19 protein-coding genes and 1 tRNA gene are annotated in these 19,816 nt (G+C 40.6%); 13 read left to right on the top strand and 7 right to left on the bottom strand.

The window, feature by feature from the left end; genetic code table 11:
• The first annotated feature begins 165 nt into the window (after positions 1–165).
• A complete protein-coding gene (gene hemN / locus IJ00_RS01460) occupies positions 166–1,548 on the top strand; it encodes an oxygen-independent coproporphyrinogen III oxidase (protein ID WP_035149310.1) in 1,383 nt (460 codons plus the stop codon).
• Between the two features lie 57 nt (positions 1,549–1,605).
• Here hemN and IJ00_RS01455 read toward each other — a convergent pair whose 3' ends face one another.
• The 3 genes from IJ00_RS01455 to IJ00_RS01445 form a co-directional block, all read right to left on the bottom strand.
• Positions 1,606–1,905, bottom strand: a complete 300-nt coding sequence (locus tag IJ00_RS01455; RefSeq protein ID WP_035149307.1) for a hypothetical protein — start codon at positions 1,903–1,905, stop codon at positions 1,606–1,608.
• Between the two features lie 32 nt (positions 1,906–1,937).
• Positions 1,938–2,011: transfer RNA gene (locus tag IJ00_RS01450), tRNA-Val, on the bottom strand.
• A gap of 62 nt (positions 2,012–2,073) precedes the next feature.
• Positions 2,074–2,511, bottom strand: coding sequence for a hypothetical protein (locus tag IJ00_RS01445; RefSeq protein ID WP_035158281.1), 438 nt, complete (start codon positions 2,509–2,511; stop codon positions 2,074–2,076).
• A gap of 104 nt (positions 2,512–2,615) precedes the next feature.
• Between IJ00_RS01445 and IJ00_RS01440 the strand changes: the two genes are divergently transcribed.
• Complete coding sequence (locus tag IJ00_RS01440; RefSeq protein WP_035149304.1) at positions 2,616–2,984, top strand: pentapeptide repeat-containing protein; 369 nt, start codon at positions 2,616–2,618, stop codon at positions 2,982–2,984.
• Here the strand turns inward: IJ00_RS01440 and IJ00_RS01435 are convergent.
• Positions 2,981–3,448, bottom strand: a complete 468-nt coding sequence (locus IJ00_RS01435) for a GNAT family N-acetyltransferase (protein WP_035149301.1) — start codon at positions 3,446–3,448, stop codon at positions 2,981–2,983. The genes IJ00_RS01440 and IJ00_RS01435 overlap by 4 nt on opposite strands.
• Positions 3,449–3,588: 140 nt before the next feature.
• Between IJ00_RS01435 and IJ00_RS01430 the strand changes: the two genes are divergently transcribed.
• The 4 genes from IJ00_RS01430 (at position 3,589) to IJ00_RS01415 (ending at position 8,234) form a co-directional block, all read left to right on the top strand.
• On the top strand, positions 3,589–4,980 hold the full coding sequence (locus IJ00_RS01430) for a hypothetical protein (RefSeq protein WP_035149298.1): 1,392 nt from the start codon (positions 3,589–3,591) through the stop codon (positions 4,978–4,980).
• Between the two features lie 198 nt (positions 4,981–5,178).
• The gene (locus IJ00_RS01425) at positions 5,179–5,508 is read left to right on the top strand and encodes a hypothetical protein (protein ID WP_035149296.1); all 330 of its coding nucleotides are present in this window, start codon (positions 5,179–5,181) and stop codon (positions 5,506–5,508) included.
• A 553-nt stretch (positions 5,509–6,061) separates the two neighbouring features.
• Entirely contained in the window at positions 6,062–7,810 is a 1,749-nt protein-coding gene (locus tag IJ00_RS01420; RefSeq protein ID WP_035149294.1) for a S8 family peptidase, read from the top strand.
• Between the two features lie 142 nt (positions 7,811–7,952).
• Complete coding sequence (locus IJ00_RS01415; protein ID WP_035149292.1) at positions 7,953–8,234, top strand: hypothetical protein; 282 nt, start codon at positions 7,953–7,955, stop codon at positions 8,232–8,234.
• Between the two features lie 33 nt (positions 8,235–8,267).
• Here IJ00_RS01415 and IJ00_RS01410 read toward each other — a convergent pair whose 3' ends face one another.
• Entirely contained in the window at positions 8,268–10,124 is a 1,857-nt protein-coding gene (locus IJ00_RS01410; RefSeq protein WP_238178412.1) for a hypothetical protein, read from the bottom strand.
• A 941-nt stretch (positions 10,125–11,065) separates the two neighbouring features.
• On the opposite strand from IJ00_RS01410, the gene IJ00_RS01405 reads away from it, so the two are divergent.
• Positions 11,066–12,295, top strand: a complete 1,230-nt coding sequence (locus tag IJ00_RS01405; protein WP_035149290.1) for a succinate--CoA ligase subunit beta — start codon at positions 11,066–11,068, stop codon at positions 12,293–12,295.
• Positions 12,296–12,674: 379 nt separating this feature from the next.
• On the top strand, positions 12,675–13,553 hold the full coding sequence (locus tag IJ00_RS01400; protein ID WP_035158279.1) for a CoA-binding protein: 879 nt from the start codon (positions 12,675–12,677) through the stop codon (positions 13,551–13,553).
• A gap of 141 nt (positions 13,554–13,694) precedes the next feature.
• Here IJ00_RS01400 and IJ00_RS01395 read toward each other — a convergent pair whose 3' ends face one another.
• A complete protein-coding gene (locus IJ00_RS01395; RefSeq protein ID WP_035149288.1) occupies positions 13,695–14,123 on the bottom strand; it encodes an NUDIX hydrolase in 429 nt (142 codons plus the stop codon).
• A gap of 13 nt (positions 14,124–14,136) precedes the next feature.
• Positions 14,137–14,598, bottom strand: a complete 462-nt coding sequence (locus tag IJ00_RS01390; RefSeq protein WP_035158278.1) for a DUF3531 family protein — start codon at positions 14,596–14,598, stop codon at positions 14,137–14,139.
• A gap of 83 nt (positions 14,599–14,681) precedes the next feature.
• On the opposite strand from IJ00_RS01390, the gene IJ00_RS01385 reads away from it, so the two are divergent.
• The 5 genes from IJ00_RS01385 to IJ00_RS01365 are packed head-to-tail and all read left to right on the top strand — an operon-like array spanning position 14,682 to position 19,810.
• Positions 14,682–15,050, top strand: coding sequence for a trypco2 family protein (locus IJ00_RS01385; RefSeq protein ID WP_035149285.1), 369 nt, complete (start codon positions 14,682–14,684; stop codon positions 15,048–15,050).
• 46 nt (positions 15,051–15,096) lie between these two features.
• Positions 15,097–16,698 (top strand): CHAT domain-containing protein, encoded by a 1,602-nt coding sequence (locus IJ00_RS01380; protein ID WP_052754353.1) that lies wholly within the window; start codon positions 15,097–15,099, stop codon positions 16,696–16,698.
• A 46-nt stretch (positions 16,699–16,744) separates the two neighbouring features.
• Positions 16,745–17,722, top strand: a complete 978-nt coding sequence (locus IJ00_RS01375; RefSeq protein WP_035149283.1) for a hypothetical protein — start codon at positions 16,745–16,747, stop codon at positions 17,720–17,722.
• Between the two features lie 19 nt (positions 17,723–17,741).
• Positions 17,742–18,701 (top strand): MoxR family ATPase, encoded by a 960-nt coding sequence (locus IJ00_RS01370; RefSeq protein WP_035149281.1) that lies wholly within the window; start codon positions 17,742–17,744, stop codon positions 18,699–18,701.
• The gene (locus IJ00_RS01365; RefSeq protein WP_046814687.1) at positions 18,698–19,810 is read left to right on the top strand and encodes a VWA containing CoxE family protein; all 1,113 of its coding nucleotides are present in this window, start codon (positions 18,698–18,700) and stop codon (positions 19,808–19,810) included. The genes IJ00_RS01370 and IJ00_RS01365 overlap by 4 nt, the downstream gene beginning before the upstream one ends.
• Positions 19,811–19,816 lie beyond the last annotated feature (6 nt).

The following is a 19,816-nucleotide window of genomic DNA, read 5'->3' as shown; positions in this document are numbered from 1 at the left end:
TGGAATTCTGAATGCAAAAATGAATAATGGAAATAAATTTGAATTAATTAAAAGCACAAATCCTGTGATTTTGATGAATTCCAGCTTCCATTATCTTTAATTTTGACTTGGAGCAAAACGACATCACTCCCCTTCCCATTACTATTATTTACTGGAAACGAACCAATGGTTTTTCAAATACCTGGTGTGAGATTTGACTTAGATATTATTCAAAAGTACGATACTCCCACACCGAGATACACAAGTTATCCTCCCGCAACTGAACTACAATCAGAATTTACAGAAGCAGAATACCGGGAGGCGATCGCCAACTCCAATCAGCGCAAAACACCGCTTTCTTTATACTTCCATATTCCCTTTTGTGAAAGCGCTTGTTATTTTTGTGGCTGTAATGTGGTAGTTTCTAACAATAAGAATATTGCCACACCTTATTTAGACTATCTTGTCAAAGATATTCAACAAACAGCATCTTTGATAGATTCCCAAAGGGAAGTAGTACAAATTCACTGGGGAGGTGGAACTCCTAATTATCTGAGTCAGAAACAGATAGAACGTATATTCGATAATATCAGAAAGAATTTTTCTGTTGACCCTGGGGCGGAAATATCGATTGAGATTAATCCTCGCTACATCGACAAAGACTATGTTTTCTTCCTGCGGGAAATTGGCTTTAATCGGATTAGTTTTGGTATCCAAGATTTCCACCCTCAAGTACAAGCAGCAGTAAACCGCGTACAACCGGAGAAAATGCTGTTTGAAGTCATGGGTTGGATTAAAGAAGCAGGTTTTCAGAGTATTAATGTTGATTTAATTTACGGTTTACCCTATCAGAATCGTCAGACATTTGAGGAGACGATTAAAAAGACAATCCAATTAGATCCTGACAGAATAGCCGTATTTAATTTTGCCTATGTTCCCTGGATAAAACCTGTACAAAAACGTATTCCAGAGTCAGCACTACCAGCACCCCAGGAAAAGTTAGATATTCTCAAGATGACAATTGAGGAATTAACTCGCAGCAAGTACTTATTTATTGGCATGGATCACTTCGCTAAACCTCATGACGAGTTAGCGATCGCCCAGCGGGATTATACCCTCAAACGCAACTTTCAGGGATATACCACCTGGGCGCAGGCAGAATTATTTGGTTTTGGGGCAACATCTGTAGGTATGCTGGAAGAAGCCTATGCTCAGAATCACAAAAATCTCAAGGATTATTATCGGGCGATCGATGCTGGCAAATTACCCATCTGTAAGGGTATTAAACTCACCCCGGATGATATCCTCAGACGAGATGTGATTATGTGTATTATGTCCCATGCCAAATTACACAAGCAAGATATCGAAGAAAAGTATCACATCAACTTTGATCAGTATTTTGCCAGGGAACTCAATGCCTTAAAGGCACTAGAACAGGATGGTTTAATTAGCCTATCCCCAGATGATATCTATATTACAGACATCGGTCGTTTATTGGTCAGAAATATTGCTGTAATTTTTGATGCTCGGATGATAGCTAAGGAACAAAAATTTTCCCGTTCGATATAATTTCCCATGCGGATGACTCAGAAATTTATTAGCGATCGCGTCAGCGATCGCTTTTTCTCATATCTGGGGATTCTCTACCCCCATTCCGCACTTCATTTTGAGTTTCGCTTGTTTTAAAAAATTTTGTGTGCCAGTAGAGACTGTTTCTGCTTCAACAATAGCGAGAAGTTCCCTTTGCACAAATAAAGCATAATCAGCTATTTCCAGTTTATTAGCTAAACCAGGTTGTTTCCGCGATAAAGAAGTCCGCAATGCCCTTAAAGCAGCCCGAAAAGAAATTGGTTTGGAACCATAAGTTTGCCGCCCTCTATTGGAAGCATAAGCTTGCCGTTGCGGCAAAGTTATGGGTAAAGTCACAAATTATTCAGTACTAACTGATTTCCGCGATATGGACGTAACTGGATTCGAACCAGTGACCCCGTCGATGTCAACGACGTACTCTAACCAACTGAGCTATACGTCCGCAGACTCATTATTATAAGGCATTAGCCGAAAAAAAGCAAGAGATTAATTTTCTCTAATCAACTAGTTACTATCCTTATCAATCAATTCTGCGATTTCTTTCAACAACAGCTGCTGTTCCTGTTGAATAGTCGCTAGTCTTTGGGATATTTCCGACAACCTTTTTTGTTTAGCCTCGTAGCTTGGTACAGTCTGCACATCCGTAATGGTAATCACATCACTCTCTGATGGAGAAGACTTAATTTGCTTGAAAACTAAGCCAATCGTTTCCATTAAGGATAAGAGAATAAATTTCAATATAGCTGCTAATAACTGAAGGGGAAATTTCAAGATTGACCAGCTAGCGGTTTCGATCAGCCGAATAATTGCTTTAATAATACTAGCAATCACAGCTAAAGATAATAATACAACTACTAAACTAATGATGGGATGATGTGTCACCCAATCAGCAGTCTGCACAATTCTCGCCAGGGATTGATTCTCACCTATCAAATTACTCATAAACATGAGCTAAAATCGAACTACTATCTCTGTAAGTAATCCTCAGTGTAAAACAAGAATCGCTACAATTTACCACAACTTTACTGACAGATTTTTAAAGAAATATGAACGCAGATGAGTTAGTCAAACGCTATAAATTAGGAGAAAGAGACTTTACGGGAATTAGTCTCCTCAAAGCTAAATTAATTCAAACAAACTTGGCAGGAATTAATTTATACGCGGCTGATTTAAGTGGTGCAAACCTGGCAAAGACAAAGCTATGGGGTGCAAACCTCAGTGGTGTCAATTTTTCCCAAGCTAATTTAACCAGGGCAAACCTCAGTGGTGCAAAGTTGATGGAAGCAAATTTCCGAGGAGCAAAACTCAGATATACAAAACTTTATGGAGCAAATTTAACTGGTGCTTGCTATGACGACAGTACAAAATTTTCTCCCGGTTTTGACCCTGTTAAAGAAAAAATGCGCAAGATTTAGTCATCTCCTCTGTATTTCATGTAAATAACTGGTAGTATTTTTAACTTTTGAGCTTTGTGGGATAAACTGAACTTTTGCTTTAAAGATGCAGGTAATTCCGCAAAATCGATATTCGCAAAACCAAACCGACTGTAGAACCGTGTTAAATTAACACCCAAACATTCCAAATATAAAGGGTGACGGCGAGATGTAATCAAATGTTCTACCAGCAAACTCCCCAAACCCTGTTTTTGCCAATGGGGTTTTACCACTAAGCTGCCCAACTCTTGCGCCTCTGTAAAATTACGTAATTGTCCACAGGCAATTATTTTTCCGGCACATTCAATCACTGTAAATTGTTGCCAAATTAGCTGTGTGGGATCTAGTTTGGCAGACAATACTAACCAGCGAATTGACCAAATATCTTTTGGTTGTGCTGCACGTAATAGACAGTCATTGGGTAATGATAAATTATTTTGTCCCATAAGTTGCTAAAAATATCTTTTCTGAATCAGAATTCGTTATGATAATCCAGGATTATTCATGTAAACTTTTGAGTAAGTTAATGAATTGTCGAATTGTCTCATGGGCAGAGAGTTATCAGTAACAATTACAGAAAATCATTATGGTTGCAATATTCAGTAAAGGTGTGTCTATCTCTGGAGTCACAGCATATCAAGACAGTGAAAAAGCCAATCAATTCTTTTATCATCCTACTGCGGTAAGATGCATTTTAGGAGAAACATTACAAGACTTTAAAGTCACCTATTGGGGTATTGGTAAACCTTTTTTTGTACAAAGGGGAAATAGAATTGATAGTGTGGTGGGGGCAATTCTTTCTGGAAGGGCAGTAATTGATATTACTAAAGAACAAAGACAGCAATTGATTGAGAGAATTAATCGAGTTTATAACTTGAAAAATCCGGCTCTCTTACCGCTACCACTGAGTCAAGTGAGGGTGAGACCTGTAATTGCTGATAAAGCACTCTATATAGACCAAAATTCTGATATTAAATTTCCAGAAACAATTCAATTAGGGACATCTTTTAATTATTTAATTAGTACTGGCAATAGTTTATTTGCACAATTTGCAGCTACTCAAGGTGAGGGCAATAAAGTGATTCCCAATCCTTCCTTTGGTATCAATCTTTCCGGCTATGCAGAGTTTCAGGGAGACCCCTGGATTGTAGAAGTAGAAGCAAATTTAAGTCAAGTTTGGTCTTATGTTCGTAGACGTATATCTGCTGGACTGTCCCTAGGATGGTTCAAATTAAAATTTGGTGACTATGATAAGTTAATTCAGGATATGCGTCGTGATAAAATTATTAAGCTAACTTTAATTGAAGGTTCCCTGGATAACGAAAGATATGGTCGTCAGTTTTTGGAAATGGGGAAACAAATTTTTGAAGCGGTCAATCAACAAGTGAATAGTAGTGTTGAGTATTTTAAGTTTGAACCTAGTGTGAATCAAACTAATAACTCGGCAAATACTCTAGATTGGGCTAAAGCTTTATGGTCTTGGGATGTATCTATTAATTTAGCCTATGGGGAACAATCCTTGAGGTTTGCTCAGTCACTAGTTTACAAACAAAGAATTAGTTATTCTGGTAGATTTAATTGTCTTATCCCCGCAGCCATGACTCTAGCTGTCACCTGTAATAATGCTAGTAGAAATATGTTTCAAGATTTAGGCTATCCGAATGAACCCTGTATTACTCAGGCAAAAGCAGAGGAAATGCAAAAGCGCTTACAAATGGAGTTTGAGAGGAAAAAGCCACTATTAGATAAATTATATGAAAGGTTTGTTTTAGAAGAAATAAGCCAAGAACAGTACGACAGAGCCATGAGGTTATTAAATGGGATTTCTGCCAGAGAATCGATGATGCTATTACCTGCCGATTCTCCAATATTGGCAGATGATTTGCATGAAAAATATCGATTAGGAGAACAAAGTTTTGTTTTAGGGTTAAGTGACTGGGAAATTGAAGAATTATTAGCAGTAGCTATGGCTAATTAAAAACTATTTGACAACAAAATGTATTATTGTATCAAGTCAAGTTTCACATCTCAGATGATATTTAGGAAGTGAACTTTTGAGCAAAAGCACTTAAGGAGAAACTTCATTACTCACCAACAAACGAAGTTGGGTTCTACTAAGCAGCAATGTCTAGGAAATTGGGTTTCTTTGGTCTTAACGTTTACTTGATTAAATCACATGAGTAAAAAGTTTCACATTGCAATCAGCGTTACGGACTTAGAAGCAGCGATCGCCGACTATTCCCAACGACTCGGACATCAACCTTGCATTATCGTTCCCAATGAGTATGCCCTATGGCGTACTGAAACCCTGAATTTTTCCATTCGCTTCTCCTATGATACCGAAAAATTAAGACATCTCGGTTGGGAAGATGACACCGCATCTACCTTCTCAGAAGATATAGATGTCAACGGAATTGCTTGGGAAAGATTTACCGCAGCACAGCAACAGCAGGAAGTTGAAGCTTTATGGTCTGGGAATATTGTTCGCCAGAATAATCATACCTAAAATTGGCGATGCTCTTCCCAGAGCCGTGTAAATAAACTAGTACAGGGCGGCTGAAGTAAACCACCCATTCCAAATGTCTGAAACACTTGCAGCAAAGTAATTACGTTAGCGTTAGCTCTCCCGCAGGGACCATTACGAATTACGAATTACGAATTACGAATTCCGCGTAGCGGTACTAACCATACCCTACGGAAAGCGGCTTTGTGTCTTATATTAATTGTGAATTCCGTACAGATGTACAGGGGATTCTCTATGCAGATAATCAGAATTAACAAATTACACAACAGATAGAGATATTTACAAAGTTTTGTAAACAAGTTTCGTAAATTCTTTTGTCCCAGATGTAACCCTAATGTGGGTTCCTTCGCCCTTTACATTATCACGCTTCTCGTCTATAACCGTGTGATTTAGTCTACATTCAAGACTAGATAACTATAGTTAGATTTAGTGATGAAAGATAAAAAAAATACAAAAATAATCTAAGCTTTCATCATCAAAACAAAAGATTCTGCTAAAATTCTGCACCAATTGAACTAAATTTTTGAGGACAATAATGAGACCAGAAAAACTATCTCCAGGACTGCTTTTAGCATACGAAGATTATCAAAGAGAAGGGCAAGAAGCCTTAAATACACACAAGCGATCGCTCGGTATTGTCTCCCCAAAAACCAGCCTCAAACCGACCCGTAGTGTCGTATTTATCTACTGTGATGAGCAAGCAGACCTGAGTCATTTGCAACAATACGGAATTGAAATCAACCAAAGTTCTGGTGCTGTCAGAACCGCATACTTACCCATCGATAGTTTAGATTCCCTTTCGGAAGAGGCAGCCATCCAACGGATTAAACCATCTCGCAAGATGAAATTATCCATGGATACCGCTCCCGGTAAAGTGAAATTACCAGAGTTTAAAAATCAAACCGGACTCACAGGTAAAGGTGTGATTGTCGGTGTGGTTGATAGTGGTATCGACCCCAAACATCCTGCATTTGCGGGACGGATTTTGCGGATTTGGGATCAAAACCTCCCCGGTTCCGGAGTCAGTGAAGGTGGTTATGGTGCCGAATTATCGGGAGATAAACTGACTATTTCCCAGGACACCAACGGTCATGGTACTCACGTTTCTGGTATCGCCGCAGGAGTTGATAATACCTATGGTGGAGTAGCTACGGAAGCAGATTTGGTAGTCGTCCAGACCGATATGCAGGATGCTCACATTGCCGATGGTATCCGTTATATCTTCCGTATCGCACGGGAAATGGGAAGACCCGCAGTAGTTAACCTCAGCTTAGGGGGACACGCTGACGCTCATGATGGTAGTGATTCCCTATCCAAAATCATTGATGCGGAATCTGGTCCCGGTCGGATTGTCTGCTGTGCTGCGGGGAATGAAGGTAATGACAATATCCACGGTCAAGCAATTCTCCCTGGGAATGCTATGCGTACCATGCGTTTTGCTGTACCCTACAACCAAGTAGGTATCATTTGGCTAAACGGTTGGTACACGAGCAATGGTCAATTAGAAGTTTCCGTTCGTAGTCCCAACGGTTTCATTACTCCCTTCCAACCCGTTGTCACCAATGGCAACCCCTCGAAGGAATTCACCTTACCCGATGGCAAGATTCAAATTGTCACCCCAGGTCCTGACCAAGCTAATGGGGATTATAATTTCTTCGTGCAAATTCGTGGGAGTGGTAATAGTCGTTTTAATCAACCTGTTCCCGGTGGAGTTTGGCAGTTACGGTTACGGAACACCTCCTGTAACGAAGTTCGTGCGGATGTTTGGACTTTAGATGATGTGGGTTCTGTATTTTTCAGTGGTCGCAGTATTTCTGACACCATGAAAATCGGTTCTCCTGGTGCATCCAAGAGTTCAATTACCGTTGCTTCCTACACTACCAGAAACGAGTATGTGGACATCGACGGCAAAAATCGGAAACTGGGCTTAGAATTAGATACAATTTCTGAGTTCAGCAGTGAAGGTCCCCTCCGTAATAATACGTATAAGCCTGATGTTGCTGCACCTGGAGCCATGATTATCTCTGCACTTTCCTCAAGCGCAGAATTTTCTCGTTCAATGATTATCAATTCCAAATTTGTGGCAATGGCTGGTACTAGTATGGCAACACCTTTCATCACTGGTGTGGTTGCTTTACTGCTTCAGCAAGACCCCACCCTCACCCCAGAAGCTATCAAGGAACTCTTTAAGAAAAATAGCTCTGTTCCTGGTAAAGAACCTGGTGCTTTTGATAATAAGTGGGGCTTTGGCTTGCTGAATGCTGGTGGTTTGGGTAATAAGTAATTTCAGGAATAGATAACCCCTTTCTCTGATTACCCATTGCTAATATAAATTCTATACAAAGGTAGGCGATCGCCATCCAGAAATCTGGTAGGTTAATGCTCAGGTGAGCAAAAGCCTACCTTTGTCTTATCAGAGCCACTATATGAACTATCAAAAGCTGGATACTGCCCTAGCAATGGGGCTAAGTAATGTTGAGAACCCAGATACACGTAGTTTTGTCGTCTTTATTCACACCCAAGCCAGCATAGACTCCCCAGCAATAGAATTTCTGGAAAATATGGGTGTTAACCAAGTCAATGATGGTAGAGAAGTCTTTACTGCTACCCTCTCACCCCATCAAATATCCCAACTATCAGAACAGCCTTGGATTAAATATCTGAAGTTGTCACAAAAATTACGTTTAGTCGAATCTAGCAGCAATTAGTCTGGCGATCGCCCTATTGCTTGTTGTTTTCATTTAAGGCATATGCTGATGGATTTGTTGCCCTTGGGCATCATAGACGACTAGGGGTAAATTCGCATTATCACTAATTACCTCTAAGGCTTGTTGGAGAATTTGTAAATGATTGGTCACACTATTAAATGTTGTGGCATCGTTCTGCGTCTTGGCGGCATTGATGTTTGCTGCTAAGGTTTGCTCATATTCTGGAGTAATATTAACAATAATTCCTCGTTCATCAATGGTGTAATTACAGATTCTGACTGTGCCAGAACAGGTTTTTTCCAAGTCTGTCTGGTTTTTTTGTTGCACTGTTGCCATCTGTAATTGTTCTTCTGCCTGTCGTAGGGAGGTAGAGTAGGAATCTAAAAGATTTTGGCTTTGGTTGGCATAGATACTACCAGGGGTAACCTGCTTGATGCTGGTTAGTGCTTGATTCCAATAGACAACAGCTTTTTGCCATTGCTTTTGCTCTCCATAGGTTCTGGCTTGAGCCGCAGCGCTGATAGCTTGGTTATAGGTTTTAGCTGCGAGGAGTTCTCTGGTGGCGCGATCGCGGTTTACACTGAGTTTTGGCTTATACTCTGTCAAGAGTCTTTGGGCTTCCGGGTAGGCAGAACTAGTTTGGGGGATGGGAGACAAAGCATTTACCGCAATTTGCCAGGTGAACTGTACACGCTGCCAATCTTGGAGAGTTTTGGCTGTACCTTCCCGTTGGGTTGCTGCCTGGGCTACCTTTTGGGCGGCTGCCAGTTTTTGTAACCACCTTTCCTCGGTTTGTAATTGTTGATTGATGGCTTGTAAACCGACTCGATATACAGCTAGTTTGGGTTGTATTAAGTCATACGCCGGACTATTCGGCTTCACTGCCTCCAAGGGGGCGATCGCCTGTCGCCACATTTGCTGTCTAGATTGTAAATCTTGCAGATTTTTTGCTGGGGCTTGACTTTTTTCTATAGCCACTGAACCTGCTTTTAATGCTTGTTGCACCTGATTGATGATTTGCGCTTGCTCTGATAAATTGGCAGCTAACGTAGCCGCTTCTCCTCCTGATGGAGACCAGGCAGGTATAACTTTTAACTCTTCCCCAACTTCTGTCAGTCTTTTCTCTAAACCACTTAGTTCCTTCTCAGATTTCAGACTCCCTGATTTTTGCTGTAACTGACGCTGTAATTCCTGGGCATCCTGTAACTGCTTACACCCAGAAAGCACACAGGGGCGGGTTAACAAGTAAGTACCAGTACCCATCAATACAACTAAAGCAAGGATGCCAGCACCCAGAATTCCTCTGTACTTCCCAGGGGGATTATAGGTGACGGAAGTTTCTGGCATATCCGCCATGGGATCGTAGTTCTCAACAAGAGCATCATCTGCAAATATCAATGGGGAAGTTGCACTGAAATCCGTCTCTTGTTCTGTGGTTTGGGGAGTCTCTTCTGGAACTTCGACAAAATCTGCGGCGATACTGGGAGTCGATGATGCCATATTCCCATTGGGAACCACCGTCAAACTCCGCTTGGCATAGGGTAGCTTCACACCAGCTATTCTCAAATATAATTCCACATCCTGCTCTTGATGACTGGGTATCGCTAATAGCACTTCTGTCAACAAGTCAAAAACTTCCTCAGTATCAGTTGCTACACCCTGGGGATGCTGGGTAAGAATCATCATTTTGTCATTTTTGACAACACATTTCACCCGGAAAAACTCCCCAGAGGGTACTTCCGCTCGTAACTGTTCTTGTAAAACTTGAGCTAAAAATCGCAAATCTTCTTGGAGAAATGTTGATTTCTTCAACCATTCTGGGTTGAGATTATTTGGATTCTCTTCCCAGTCATTCAGTACAGGAGTTTGATTTGGAGAATGCAGGTACACAGTTTAACCAACCACAAGCGTTGAATCCGAACGAACAATTTTCTAACACAAATTCTCTGATTTCACCAAATATTTTTATTAGAAGAAAAACATTGGTCAAATTCTGATATTCCAGGGCTTGCAGGTTTGACTTGAGAAATCCAGTTTTTCTCAGTTTCGCGCCTGCTAGTTGAGGGAAAACAGGCTACGAGGGAAGGCATCTACCAAAATATTCTTGATAAAACGTTACATAAAGATGCAGCAAGTGGCAGTTAAGGATTAATCAAAGTGCAGTGAATCTGCTTTGCCATGGAAAGTATCTTCAACTATAGCCACCAGGTAAATAGTCATGTCATAATTGAGAACTATTTATAATTTCCGGTAATTGTTCTCAAACAATCCATCACCATGATATTGCCTAGAAAATACTTAGTCAATAAATGTATCAAGGTTGATTGGCATAGATGCGGGTGTTAAATAATGCGAGAAAAAATACTGATACTATTAATTACTTTTTGTTCAAAAAGCAAGCAATGATACAATTTGGTGGTTATAAATATTTGCAAAAAAAACGCCAAATCCTGATATATTAACGGTTCTGCCCATCGCAAAATCAATATTTTCTATTGATTATGGCATGGGGGGTGAGTACGGAATTTACTCCCTGAACGTAATTAGATAAAATTATTGGCAGACAAATAATTGATAGTTGATAACTAAGACACGAGGTAAATTTTCTTTCAGACAGGTTATGAATGTGATTTTTTTGGGCAAGATAAAAATAGATTGCTGATGGTTGTGACTTCAGTAGTTCTCAAAAACGCCTGGTACAGAATTACTCTGTTGGTGGTTTTCACCATCCAGTAATTCTCCTATCCTTGCCTCTAGTGAGAACCGTTGTTAAACCCGGATGGCAGCGAAAAATAACCCTTATTAACTGGCAAAAATCAAGGTGTGTGTCAATGGATTTATTGGAGTACCAAGTAAAAGAATGGTTTGGGAATATTGGCATTCCTGTATTGCCTTCTCAGCGAATTGACCATCCCACGGATCTCAAACGCCTGAAAATCCGCTATCCTATCGTCTTAAAATCCCAGGTACATGGAGAGGGACGAGCAAAGGTAGGTGGTGTAAGGTTTGTAGAGACAACCATTGACGCGATCGCTGCTGCCCAAAATATTTTTAACCTGCCCATCATGGGTGAATTGCCAGAAGTCCTGTTAGCAGAAGCGAAATACGATGCAGAGCAAGAATTTTATCTGGCGGTTGTTTTAGATACAGCCCTGTGCCGACCAGTATTATTAGGCTGTAAGGAAGCTGACGTGGATTGGGAATCTGCGGCAGAGAAAATCCAACACGTTGTGGTTGAGCAGGAATTTTCCCCCTTTTATGCCCGTCGTTTAGCGTTAAAAATGGGTTTGCAGGGTTCCTTGATGCAGTCTGTGAGTACTGTTGTAGAAAAAATGTATCAGTTATTCCTAGAAAAGGATTTAGACTTAGTGGAGGTGAATCCTTTAGCCATCAGTGCTTCTGGTCAAGTTATGGCATTGAATGGGAATGTGACTGTAAATGAGAGGGCGATCGCCAGACACCCAGATATTGCTCAGATGGCGACAAAAATGGTAAATCGTTACCCCGGTGGAGATACTAACCGTAAACTTGCCGAATGGGAAGGTGTAGAGTTGAATGGCAAGATTGGGATTCTTGGTAACGGTGCAGGTTCGGTGATGGCGACATTAGATTTAGTTGCCAATGCTGGTGGTAAACCTGGAGTTTGTCTAAATTTACGCCATGCTTCCCCCATTGACACTTCCCCCACGACTTTTCGAGAACGTTTAGAAAAAGCTTTAAATATTTTGGCGGTGGATCGCAGTATTCAAGTTATATTGATTAACTTTCTAGGGACTGTACCCCAAGGTAGCGAAGTCGGAGATATTATTACTAATTTCATTCACAACCAAAGAACTAACAAACCGCAAATCGTTCGCAGCAATAGTCGCAACCGACGAGAAAGTCATTTACCCCGTTTAATTGTGCGTCTCGCGGGTTCTGAATTTGCCCATGCCAGAGAATTATTAGCCAATATGAAAACCCAAGCAGATGTATTTGTTGAAGTTGTAGAAAGCTTGGATGAGGCAGTGGCAGAAGCTGTACGTATGGCAAAATCAACTACACTCAAAAAGGCAGTTTAATCTCTAGTCAAATCCCCAATTTTTGCCAAAGCCAGGAATCTAGTAAATCTGGTAAACTTCATACATAATTATTATCGCGTGTATTTCCCTAGGTTAAGCCTAGGTTAATTGCGCGTTAATAGTTGCTTTTGACAATAAAATATATAGTAATTATACTGAGGCGATCGCCAACCTGTGCAAGGTGATTATGAGGGAAAATTCCTGAAAATCCGGGATAATTTGAGGAGGAAAAATCAGAAAGTCGAAGTCATACAAAACACTTCGTCAGGAAAAACAATATATTGATATTGTTGTAGCAATTTAATCCAAATGACCCTATCAAAATAGTCCTTGTGACATGACAGTAGTGTCTTGGATATTAGCAATTACAGTGATTTCTATGAATTTAACGCCAGATAGCAAAGTACTCATCCAAGGCTTTTCTGAGTTTATCTCAGCGATTCATGTTGAGCAAATGCAAGCCTACGGGACAAAATTGGTAGCTGGGGTGAATCCGGGGTGTGGTGGACAGAATCTCTACGGTTTACCGGTATTCGACCTCGTAGAGGAAGTAATCAATAAATATGGTTCAATTGATACCACTATTATTTGCGTACATCCTTACCAAGTACTAGATGCCGCCTTAGAGGCGATCGCCTCTGATATTCGTCAAATTATGATTATCTCTCCAGGAGTACCAGCCCTGGATATGGTGGAACTGCTGCGGAAAGCCGAGGCTACAGACACGTTGATAGTTGGTCCCAATAGTCCTGGGATTATCGTCCCTGGCAAGATTCTTCTTGGGACACAGCCGAGTGAATTTTATACACCCGGTTCCGTCGGTATTCTCAGTCGTAGCACTACCCTTACCTACGAGATTGCCAGGGAATTAACCCAAGCAGGTTTGGGGCAATCAATAAGTGTGAGTATTGGTAGTGACGCGATCGTTGGTTCTTCCTTTATTCAATGGTTAGAAATTTTCGATGAGGATGAAAGTACCCAGGCTATAGTACTCGTGGGACAACCCGGTGGGGGAAGGGAAGAAGCAGCAGCAAGGTATATTGCAGAAGCCATAGATAAACCTGTGATTGCCTATATTGCTGGTACCCAAGCACCCCCAATCAAACATTGGCGACAAACTGGCAATCTTGCTGCTGTTATTGGCAGAGATCCAGATTTTGGCACAGCTAAAAGTAAACTAGCAGCTTTCATAGAAGCAGGAGTACCAGTCGCAGAACGTCCTTCCCAAATTCCCGAATTAGTGAAAAAATCTATTTAAAACTAGTTGTTTTCTAGAGATTTTAGAAGTGAATTTTCGGGAAGAACTATTTCCTACTATTCCATCAAGGAAACGTTGACTGTTAAATTAATTTGACTACTCATTACTCCTTACTCCCGACAATTTTAGCTTGGTTGATTACTAGAGATAATCTGTAAAATTATCTGGTACTAATTTCAACTCCCCTGATTTAAATCTGTTGATATCTACCCAAAGGGCTGTTTTTTCGCGTTCTCCTTCCGCAAAGGTGAGACTTTCTAACTGGTAAAATTTGCTATCCACAAATTCACATTCATACAATTGAATAATTTCATGACCTGGATTGCCATTAAAAGTGAAAATATTCTCTAAACAACCAAGGTAACGAATATTTTTTAATTCCGCTTGAATCTCTTCTTGAAATTCTCTTTGTAGTGCTTCTAGACTTGTTTCACCAAAGTCCACACCACCACCCATAACTCGATAAAATGTCTGTTGTTTAACGGGATCGTAACCTTCGGAGATAAAAATTTTATCACCATCACGAATTAGTCCTAAAGCAAGGACACGAATTTGCGCTGGATTATACATACTTCTATATAATTCAATTATCTAAATTATCGTACATGAAAGTGGGGCGGCTATCACTATCTTCGGTTGACCAATCATCATTTTCACCACCCAGATACAGCAGTTCAATAGTCACATATTCCTGACTCAGTTGGGTAAGTCCATTGATGAGAATATCGATGGCGATCGCGTCACTTGTACCTAAGTCAAACCAACAACGTCCCCACTCTCCCTCATACTCAAATTCTCCCATGTTATGCATCAGGGCTACCAGACTGCGATTGTATGCGTCTGTATCATAATTCATGTAGCTGATATCTAACCCCGTATCCTGTACCTGGAGATTTTCGGCGTTGAATGCACCTAATTTTCCTAGATAAAACCAAGAGTGGAAAAGTTCTTCCACATATTCCTTTTCTCGCTTAGAAGGAATCGTACTGAATTTGAGCCAAATCCAGACATCAAAAGGATTAAATTCACGAAACTCTACGTGCATTCCCATTCAAAAATAAAGGATGATTCAGATATTATTCTAATAGTAATGTTTGTCACAGAGATTAACTTTTTGAGGATTTTGAGATGTCAAGCGAAATAGGGCTGGCTGAATTTATCCAGCAAGTAAAAAAAGAACTACTTACTACTTACCCTAATAGTGAAAATGATACACCCCTACTAAGTGTAGATTCCGTAGAATTAGAACTACAAGTCACGGTCAAAAAAGAAGGTGGTGGGGGCGTAAAAATTAACGTTCTCCAATTCGGTGGTGGCGAGCTATCGGGAAAAGTCAGCCGCGATGATGTGCAAAAAGTAGTGGTCAAACTATCGCCGTTGTTAACAAAGGAACAGCTTCTCAAGGCTTACTACCAGAAAAATCCGGAAAAATGGCAAAAACTTTTGGATACATCTGTTGAAGGAATACTTAAGGGAAATGACGACCCAGGTATTTAATTATCTCTGTGGAATAAATTAATTTAAGTAGTAAGGAAGTCGGGAATTGGCAGCGTTAAAATTATACCTTTCCCCTACGAGTGGAAATAAATTTCAAGTGAGAGCCTCAGGAGTAGGTGAGGGAGACATTGAATCGTCTTTGCCTTTTGTTGCGTTCACCAACGCACAAGAACAAGCACAAGAGAAAAATTACAAAGCTACTTTGCTCAGATGCTTGGAAATGAGCGCTTTTAATCCCCAGTATTTCCAGGAAAACGAACGGGAATGGATGGCTGTAGTTGGGATTCTCGATGAAAACCATACTAAATTTCATCCCCAGTATCTAGCTAATATTGGTAAAAGTCTTTTTCAAGCCTTGTTTCCAGCAGATAGTAAAGTCAAAAATATTTTATTAACCTCCCTGGGAATTAGCGAACTACAAAATACCCAACTCCACATCCAATTAGAATTTTCAGATACCACAACAGACATACGATTAGCCGATTACCCTTGGGAATTGCTCCACGACGACAGGGGTTTTTTATTGCTCGATCGCAACATCACAATTTCCCGCTACATAGCCTACGAAAGTATTGCCCCCAACTTACTTCCTACAGAGAAGATTAATGTATTATTATTATCATCTAACGCATCTGATGCTGATTTGGAATTGAGTAAATTAGGCGACAGTGAAGTCCGAGCAATTCGCCAGGGATTGGCAACAGCTAGTCGGGAAGGACGGGTTAATTTTGTGCAATTGCCAGAAGCAACAACGGATAAACTGAGAGCTTATTTAACCGAGCATCGGGGAGAAGACGCTCCCCAAGTTCTCCATTTCGACGGACATGGGTTGTATGGAAAACGCTGCACCAATCCCCAGTGTAAAGCCATGAATAAGGGGAATAAGACAACTAATTGCCGTAAATGTGGGACAGAATTACCCGAAGCTAGTGGTTATTTGGTATTCGAGGATGGGAAAGGGGGAGCGGATTATGTCAGTGCCAAAGAATTGGCGGTATTGCTGAGTAAATCGAGTTCTGGGGATGGGGAAAAGAAACCCGGTGGGATTGGCTTGGTGGTGTTGAGTGCCTGTCAATCGGCAATGACTTTGGAAGGAGAGTCGGTATTTAATGGCACCGCTCAGGGGTTAATCGGTCAACGTATTCCTGCGGTGGTGGCGATGCAGTATTCTGTATCCGTTGTTGCTGCTGCCAAGTTTGCCGAACAGTTTTATCGCTCCTTGGGGCAAAAAAATTCTCTGGGGATTGCTGTCAGTCAAGCGCGGGAAGCGATGGGAATCGGGGGTAATCAGTGGTATCGTCCGGTGTTATATCTGCGCTGGGAGGAGAATCAGGGGGGACAGTTGTTTAATTTGTCAGGCGATCGCCAAACCATAACTTATCAAACTAGTACAGGTAATTTTCATCAAGACCAATCTAATCAAAATCAAGTAGGACAAACAAAAAATCAGCAACAACCAAGCATGAAAACATCACGCCAAAAGCAGCGTCTTCAAGATGAACTCACAGATTTACACGAAGAAAGAGATGCTTCTTACAGCCAATATCGCTCGACAATAGACGATGCTCAAAAAATAGTTTTAAAAAGGAAAATTGATAAGTTAGATAATCAAATAAATGATTTAGAAAATCAGATAAATAATATTTAATATATGCAGAAAAATAACGTAATTATTAGGAGATAAATATATTAAAATGCTATCTGAATCAGAGCGTAGAAAGCTTACATTAGAATATGCTGATTTAATCAAGGAAGAGGAAGCCTGTTCGACACAATACCGTTCAACAATAGATGATGCACAGAAAGTCATCTTGAAACGGAAACTCGATGATTATCAACAAAAATTAACTAATTTAGAAAATAGATTATATGGGGAAGATTCAGTAAACGAAGCCAACCTCAATCGAAGATTTTGTGCTATAGAACAGAAATTATCTAAAATTGATTTTAAGAAACAGAAAAAGATTATTGAAAATATTTTAGAAGATTTTTTAGAATATGGTAACGCTATTTTCTTTGTTAATGATAGTTTGTATATGGCAGGAGAACTATTTAGCAAAGAAATCAAGAAAATACTAGAAGAAGAAACGACTGATTTAAAATATTACCCAATAGCTTTTACTATTGGTGGAAGCTTAGATGAAGTTGGTTTTTTACAAGCACTAGCTGGTCATCTAGGAATTGAAGCAATTCACACAAAGGATGATTATGATTCAATCTCCAAAAAAATAAATCACTCGATCGAAAATGGTAGTATTATTTTTATCGAACTAAACAAAATTGATTTATTGGATAAGAAAGATTCATTTCTTTGTTGGCTATTAAATGATTTTTGTAAATTTTTAAATAATAATTTAATAAAAACCTGTCATGATAAAAAAATTGGATTTGTCAGATTTATCGTCCTTGTCAGTTCGGATGATTATATTTTAGATGATTTAGAAGAATGCAATGGCTTAGACATTTTTTGCGATGGGGAAGAATTCAGCGAAAGTCAAATTTTCCCAATTACCTTATCACATTGGAGCGAGCAAGATATCGATACTTGGTTACAAAAACACTCAGGACTGCCAACAAATCAAATTTTATCAATGTCTAAAAGTATTCATCGTTCCAGTCGTGGTGGTACTCCCAAATTGATATGTGAAGCATTGAGAAGTAAATTGAGTTAATTGCCTTGAATAATAAATTATGAGTTTGATTTTTGAAAATAACCCCGAAAAGCGATCGCCTAATCCCCACCCAGATTCACCCCAATACCCCGAACCCTATGTGGTGTCTCCTGGATTAAAAAAGGCTGTAAATTTAGCAATTTACCTGCGGCGACCCTTATTATTAGAAGGTGATGCTGGATGCGGTAAAACTCGTTTGGCTTCGGCTGTTGCTTACGAATTGGGATTACCCCTCTACCGTTGGGATGTACGATCGACGACGAAAGCGGTGGATGGACTTTACGAGTACGATGCAATTTTACGGTTACACGACGTACAAACCCAAAAAGTAGAATCGCAATCTGCACGCAATCCCAGTAATCCCCAGGATTATCGAACATTTGGCGCTTTGGGTAAAGCTTTTCGGCTCGAACAATGTCCCGCAGTCGTGTTAATTGATGAAATCGATAAAGCGGATTTGGATTTTCCTAACGATTTGCTGACGGTATTGGACGAACCTTGGGAATTTACAATCAAAGAAACTGGAGAAACAATTACAGCAACCTATCCCAATCGCACAAATAATCCTATCGATGCTCGTATAGATTGCAGACCGATTGTAATTATTACCAGCAACAAGGAAAAAGGCAACCTACCCGCTCCATTTTTGCGTCGCTGCTTGTATCATTATCTAGACTTTCCCAACGATGCCGATTTATTGCAGGAAATCGTGCGATCGCACTACCAAATTTGCCAGGAAAATCCACCCACAAGTGATTTAATGCAAACTGCAATTAAGCGCTTCTTAAATATATGGAATGAAGGTGGACTCTTCAAAAAACCCGGAACCAGCGAGTTTCTAGATTGGTTGACAGCGCTACATCAATTTGGCAGCGAACCCTATAATGCCGCACAATTAGCAGAGGATAAATTGCTGCCCTATCGGGAATTATTATTCAAATTACAGCAAGACTGGAAAAAATATGCCAAAGCCCCATGAGTTCCTCTAATCCAGACTTCCAAAATCCAGAACAAAACATTCCCCCGATCGACCCCCAGGAATTAACTATCCGCACTTTTATTAGTTTGCGGAGTAAAAACTTTAAATTGGGTGTGGGAGAACTTTTGGCAGCAAAAGAAGCGATCGCAGGAGGATTCGGACAAACCCCGGCAGAATTAGCCGAAACCTTGAAAATATTGTGGTGTCACAATCGATCGCAGCAGGAACAATTCGAGCCAATTTGGTCTTCCGTTATCGCATCAATACCCGTCCCCCAGCAAAACCCACCACAACTCCCAGAAAGACAACCAACCAAAATCGAATCTTCCCCAGAACGAATCGATCCCCTAGCAGAAATTACCCCACCACCAGTTTCCCAATCAATCCTAGAACCAAAAGCCGAACCCCAACTCTCATCCTTACCAATTCGCGCACCCTTTACCCCCGCAGAAAACGAGGAAACATCCCCATTTCAAACCTATTACCCAATTACCCGGCGATCGCTCGTTTATAATTGGCGCTACCTGCGTCGTTTGGTTGCTGATGGTCCCCGAAATGTGGTTGATATTGATGCCACCATCGATGAAGTCACTCACCAGGGTTTTTACTTAGCTCCAGTCTATCGTCGGCAGGAACGTAACGATGCCAGCTTATTGTTGCTGCTCGACCAAAATGGCTCGATGACACCGTTTCATCGTTTCGAGCGGGATTTAATCGAAACTGCACTTTACGAAAGTTGCCTGGAGCGGGAACAGGTTAATGTCTTTTATTTTCACAACGTACCCGCAGCCAATGTCTACAAAGACGTTTACCTGACAGAGCCAATTTCCCTAGAAACCGTATTGGCAAATTGTAGCGATTGCACCAGCATTTTGATTGTTAGCGATGGTGGAGCAGCACGGGGATATCGGGAATTAAAACGAATTCGTGCCACTACGAGCTTCCTATCCAAATTAAAACAGCATTCATCCCTAATTGCTTGGTTAAACCCCATGCCAGAAGACCGATGGATTGGCAGTTCCGCCGAAATAATCGCGAATTTGATACCGATGTATGAAATGGATAATAATGGCTTGAGTAATGCGATCGATATTGTGCGGGGACTTTAGAATCGG

The organism is Calothrix sp. 336/3, assembly GCF_000734895.2.
GTDB lineage: Bacteria > Cyanobacteriota > Cyanobacteriia > Cyanobacteriales > Nostocaceae > 336-3.
This window is presented reverse-complemented; position numbering and strand designations above follow the sequence as displayed.

Bases quoted from the DNA above. Each gene is read 5' to 3' on its own strand.
- hemN (WP_035149310.1), top strand. From the start codon at position 166: ATGGTTTTTCAAATACCTGGTGTGAGATTTGACTTAGATATTATTCAA.
- IJ00_RS01445 (WP_035158281.1), bottom strand. From the start codon at position 2,511: ATGAGTAATTTGATAGGTGAGAATCAATCCCTGGCGAGAATTGTGCAG.
- IJ00_RS01440 (WP_035149304.1), top strand. From the start codon at position 2,616: ATGAACGCAGATGAGTTAGTCAAACGCTATAAATTAGGAGAAAGAGAC.
- IJ00_RS01435 (WP_035149301.1), bottom strand. From the start codon at position 3,448: ATGGGACAAAATAATTTATCATTACCCAATGACTGTCTATTACGTGCA.
- IJ00_RS01430 (WP_035149298.1), top strand. From the start codon at position 3,589: ATGGTTGCAATATTCAGTAAAGGTGTGTCTATCTCTGGAGTCACAGCA.
- IJ00_RS01425 (WP_035149296.1), top strand. From the start codon at position 5,179: ATGAGTAAAAAGTTTCACATTGCAATCAGCGTTACGGACTTAGAAGCA.
- IJ00_RS01420 (WP_035149294.1), top strand. From the start codon at position 6,062: ATGAGACCAGAAAAACTATCTCCAGGACTGCTTTTAGCATACGAAGAT.
- IJ00_RS01415 (WP_035149292.1), top strand. From the start codon at position 7,953: ATGAACTATCAAAAGCTGGATACTGCCCTAGCAATGGGGCTAAGTAAT.
- IJ00_RS01405 (WP_035149290.1), top strand. From the start codon at position 11,066: ATGGATTTATTGGAGTACCAAGTAAAAGAATGGTTTGGGAATATTGGC.
- IJ00_RS01400 (WP_035158279.1), top strand. From the start codon at position 12,675: ATGAATTTAACGCCAGATAGCAAAGTACTCATCCAAGGCTTTTCTGAG.
- IJ00_RS01395 (WP_035149288.1), bottom strand. From the start codon at position 14,123: ATGTATAATCCAGCGCAAATTCGTGTCCTTGCTTTAGGACTAATTCGT.
- IJ00_RS01390 (WP_035158278.1), bottom strand. From the start codon at position 14,598: ATGCACGTAGAGTTTCGTGAATTTAATCCTTTTGATGTCTGGATTTGG.
- IJ00_RS01385 (WP_035149285.1), top strand. From the start codon at position 14,682: ATGTCAAGCGAAATAGGGCTGGCTGAATTTATCCAGCAAGTAAAAAAA.
- IJ00_RS01375 (WP_035149283.1), top strand. From the start codon at position 16,745: ATGCTATCTGAATCAGAGCGTAGAAAGCTTACATTAGAATATGCTGAT.
- IJ00_RS01370 (WP_035149281.1), top strand. From the start codon at position 17,742: ATGAGTTTGATTTTTGAAAATAACCCCGAAAAGCGATCGCCTAATCCC.
- IJ00_RS01365 (WP_046814687.1), top strand. From the start codon at position 18,698: ATGAGTTCCTCTAATCCAGACTTCCAAAATCCAGAACAAAACATTCCC.